Source organism: Paraburkholderia sp. GAS38 (genome assembly GCF_050434965.1).
In the GTDB taxonomy this organism is placed as follows: domain Bacteria; phylum Pseudomonadota; class Gammaproteobacteria; order Burkholderiales; family Burkholderiaceae; genus Paraburkholderia; species Paraburkholderia phenazinium_A.
Genome location: NZ_JBNDJO010000032.1, coordinates 1 through 2,011, shown reverse-complemented (window position 1 = coordinate 2,011; position 2,011 = coordinate 1). Strand labels below are relative to the sequence as shown.

The following is a 2,011-nucleotide window of genomic DNA, read 5'->3' as shown; positions in this document are numbered from 1 at the left end:
AGTCGACCTATCAAAACGCTCTGTATCGGCTTCGCGGCACGTCGGGAAGGGTAAAGCGACACCCGAAAACCGGGTAGTTTCGAGTTTTGACACAGGTGCGCCGGGAGACCGGCAAGGAGTAAGTGGTGCAAGTCCACTACGATGAAGGAATAGCGAACCACATCGGCCCCGAGCCGTGCGCAGGCATCCGCGAGGATGTCGGCGAAGCGTCGGCAGGGGTACGTACAGGCCAGCCATTGAGCCACGATAGAAAACTGATTTCGGGTGCCGACGCTGTCTGTGTAGTGGAAGGCAATACGTCCGAGCGCGTAATCGCGAGTGCCCGGATGACCCGACGTGGTCGTAGAACCTGGCATGTGCGCACGCTCCTTGTTTGGGAACCGGGAGATCTCCTGTCTGGCCTGTCGCAGGATGGACAGGTCCGCATCGGGAAGGCGAGGAGCCGAAGCCGATGATGAACGGACGGGAGAAGTCAGACTCCGCCATAGTAGCGATGAAGCCTGCGAACAAGGCTGGGGAACCAGCTGCGGAGTGGGCGGAGCCAAGGGCGGGGACCAAGGGGAACATGGGTCAGCCACACACGCACCGGGCGCAGAACCGGGCAAGCGTGCCACAGGGGTTGGAACGTGTACGGCAAGCTGCAAGACAGCGGAAGAAGGAGCGGTTCACCACGCTTCTACACCACGTCACAGTCGACCGACTTCGGATGGCATTCTTTGCGCTCAAACGCAATGCGGCTCCCGGAGTGGATGGCCTGACGTGGCGGTACTACGAGGCAGGACTGGAAGAGAATCTCCAGCGCCTGTTCGCGCAGGTACAGAGCGGAGCGTACCGGGCACTGCCTGTCCGGCGACAGTACATACCGAAGCCGGACGGCAAACTGCGCCCGTTGGGGATTGCCGCGCTGGAAGACAAGATCGTCCAGCGTGCGGTGGTGGAAGTGCTGAACGCGATATACGAGGAAGACTTTCTCGGTTTCTCGTACGGGTTCCGGCCCGGGCGTAGTCAACATGATGCGCTGGACGCGTTGGCGACGGCCATTACCCACACCCCGGTGAACTGGATTCTGGACACGGATCTCCGGAGCTTCTTCGACTCGGTTGGCCAGGAATGGCTAGTCCGTTTCCTTGAGCTCCGGATCGGTGACCAGCGCATCATCCGCCTTGTGCGCAAGTGGCTCAAGGCGGGTGTTCTGGAAGACGGAGAGCTGAGCGTCAGTGAGACAGGGACACCGCAGGGATCAGTGGCCTCACCGCTGTTCGCAAACGTGTACCTGCACTACGTCTTTGATCTCTGGGCCAACCGGTGGCGACGGCGGGAAGCCAAAGGCAACGTCATCATTCTGCGATACGCAGATGATGTCGTGGTCGGCTTCGAGCACGAAGCTGACGCGCGGCGCTTCTGGGACGCGATGCGATCGAGGCTGGAAGAGTTCTCGCTTGAGCTACATCCGGACAAGACGAGGCTGCTGGAGTTCGGCCGCTATGCAGCAGCCAACCGCCAGAGTCGGGGTCTTGGCCGACCGGAGACCTTCACCTTTCTGGGTTTCATCTTTATCTGCGGCAGATCTCGTCGAGGGGCTTTCCAGTTACAGCGGAAGACCCGAGGGGATCGCATGCGGGCGAGACTCAGGCAGATCAAGGAGGCGCTACGGAAGCGCATGCACGAACCGATTCCAGTGCAAGGGCAATGGCTCAGGCAGGTGGTTCGCGGATACTTCGCGTATCACGCGGTGCCTACCAACGCGCGGGCACTCGTCGCATTCCGACATCACGTCACCGATCTATGGCGGCGCACGCTCCGGCGGCGCAGTCAGAAGGACGCCCTGACGTGGGAGCGAATGCGACGCATCGCCAATGCTTGGCTTCCACCCCCTCGAATCCTTCATCCGTGGCCTGACCAGCGCTTTGCCGTCAAACACCCAAGGTAGGAGCCCGGTGCCCGAATTGGGCACGCCGGGATCTGTGCGGGGGGTGCTCAGCAATGGGCATCCCTACCGCAATCCTCGGCC

At 61.4% G+C, this 2,011-nt stretch carries 2 protein-coding genes; one reads left to right on the top strand and one right to left on the bottom strand.

What is annotated here, in order from left to right:
• Window positions 1-356 (bottom strand): hypothetical protein (locus tag P3T42_RS36825; protein WP_429308793.1); only part of this gene is annotated, 356 nt, incomplete at its 3' end.
• A gap of 95 nt (window positions 357-451) precedes the next feature.
• Here P3T42_RS36825 and ltrA point away from each other — a divergent pair.
• Entirely contained in the window at window positions 452-1,930 is a 1,479-nt protein-coding gene (ltrA, locus tag P3T42_RS36820; RefSeq protein WP_429308792.1) for a group II intron reverse transcriptase/maturase, read from the top strand.
• Window positions 1,931-2,011: the final 81 nt, after the last annotated feature.

Excerpts from the sequence above, each read along its gene's own strand:
- ltrA (WP_429308792.1), top strand. The coding sequence starts at position 452 with ATGATGAACGGACGGGAGAAGTCAGACTCCGCCATAGTAGCGATGAAG.